Annotated in this window: 2 protein-coding genes; one reads left to right on the plus strand and one right to left on the minus strand. The window is 72.4% G+C overall.

Annotated elements, in window-relative coordinates:
• The coding region (locus ACWGDE_RS38365; RefSeq protein ID WP_453393715.1) for a calcium-binding protein at nucleotides 1-1,496 on the plus strand (1,496 nt) is incomplete at its 5' end.
• 60 nt (nucleotides 1,497-1,556) lie between these two features.
• Here the strand turns inward: ACWGDE_RS38365 and ACWGDE_RS38370 are convergent.
• Nucleotides 1,557-2,197 (minus strand): flavin reductase family protein (locus tag ACWGDE_RS38370; RefSeq protein WP_453393716.1); only part of this gene is annotated, 641 nt, incomplete at its 5' end.

Consider the following 2,197-nt stretch of genomic DNA (forward strand, 5'->3'; position numbering starts at 1 on the left):
TGGCGGAGGAGGCCAACGGCAAGCTCCTCGCCGTGGGGAAGCCCGGCGGCGACGGCTACGCGCAGGTCCGCCTCGACACGAACGGAAACCCGGACCCGAGCCTCGGCGGCGACGGGACGGTGGTCGCCGGGTTCCTGTCCACCTCTCCCCAGGGTGGAGGCGGGATCGCCCAGGGCATGGCGCTCCAGCCGGACGGCAAGATCCTCGCGGTCGGCTACGTGGGCAACACTGCGTTCGACATCGGCGTGGCGCGCTACCTGCCCGACGGCAGCCTCGACACGAGCTTCAGCGGTGACGGCATGGTGACCGCCGACTTCGGCGGCCACGAGTTCGGCAAGGCCGTGGCGGTGCAGCCGGACGGCAAGATCGTCGCCTCGGGTTCCGGTGATGCCGGCTTCGCCCTCCTGCGCTACAACGCCGACGGCAGCCCCGACACCGGGTTCGGCACCGGCGGGCGCACCTCGGTCTCCTTCCCCGGGGACGGCGGAACCGCGTATGCCATGGCGCTCCAGCAGAACGGCAAGATCGTCCTCGCCGGCCGGGGTGACGCCCCGAACACCTCCGAGCTCGGCCAGTTCGGCCTGGCCCGGTTCCACACCAACGGCACCGTCGACACCGGCTTCGGCGGAGACGGCTTCGTGCTCACCGGCTTCGGGGAGATCGGCGAGGCGCGCGGAGTGCTCGTACAGCCCGACGGCAAGATCGTCGCGGCCGGGTACGGGGCGGGCTACGCCTTCGCCCTCGCCCGCTACGTGGGCGGTGACGGGACTCCGCCGCCCCCGCCGCCGGGCGCGGACCTGTCGGTGACGCAGAGCGGTACGACCACGGTGAGCATCAGCGACCGCGCCTCCTACACCGTGACGGTCTCCAACTCCGCGTCCTCCACCGCCACCGCGACCGGTGTCACGCTGTCGGACGCGCTGTCCGGAGCCGGCGTGAGCCTCGTCTCGGCCGCCCCCTCGCAAGGAACCTGTACGACCACCGCGACGGGAGCGAACTGCGCCCTCGGCTCCCTGGCACCGGGAGCGAGCGCGACGGTCACGGTGACGGCAGAGCCCAGGGCCACGGGCACGCTCACGAACACGGCCACCGCCTCGGCGGCCCAGCAGGACCCGGCGGCCGGCAACAACACCGCCACCGCGACCACCTCGGTGAACAACGCCCGCGGCTGCACGATCATCGGCACCAGCGGCCCGGACACCCTGAACGGCGGCTACTTCAACGACGTGATCTGCGCGCTCGGCGGCAACGACACCGTGCGCGCGAGCTACGGCAACGACACCGTGTACGGCGGCTTCGGCAACGACAACATCGACGGGGGCTTCGGCGACGACACGCTGAACGGCGGCCCGGGCAACGACACCCTGACCGGCTACTACGGCAACGACCGCCTCACCACCACCGACGGTGTCGCGGGCAACGACACCGCCAACGGCGGCAGCGGCACCGACACCTGCACCACCGACCCGGGCGACATCCGGATCAGCTGCCCCTGACATCCGGCCCTTCGACGAGAGCCGTCGCCGTCCTCACGGCGACGGCTCTCGCGCGGCGTGTCAGGCGTCCAGGGTGAGATCGGACGTGGGGATGGACTGGCAGGTCAGGACGTCCGTGTCGGGGAGGTCTTCGGCGGGGGTGACGAGGTGGGCCGCCGTGCCCTTCAGGACGGCGCAGGCACAGCTTTCGCACTGGCCGACGCGGCAGCCGCTGGGCATGACGACGCCCGCGGCCTCGCCGAGGGCCAGCAACGGGCCGTCGTCCTTGCGCCAGGTGGCGGTGCGGCCCGTACGGGCGACGCTCACCGTCACCCCGGCCCCGTCGGGGCCCGTCACCTCGCGCCGGACGGGGCGGAACTTCTCGCTGAAGACCTCGAACCGCGGGACGCCCCGGGCCCCGAGGGCTTCGGTGAGGGAGTCGAGCATGGGCGCGGGTCCGCACAGGTAGAACCGGGCGCGGCGGGCGATCAGGCCGGGGTCGATGTCTTCGGCAGTGATGAAGCCGGTGCGGTCGTGGTCGCGGCCGGGGCGGTCTCCCGGTGCGGGGGCGGCGTAGTGGTCGATGATCCGCAAGGCCGGTATGCGGGAGGCCAGTTCGCGCAGCCGGTCGCGGAAGGGGTGGTCGGCGGAGTTGTTGTTCCCGTAGTGGAGGACGACCTCGGGGACGGTGTGCGGGGTGGTGGCGAGGGTTTCGAGGTAGC

The sequence above is a fragment of the Streptomyces sp. NPDC054956 genome (genome assembly GCF_053609185.1).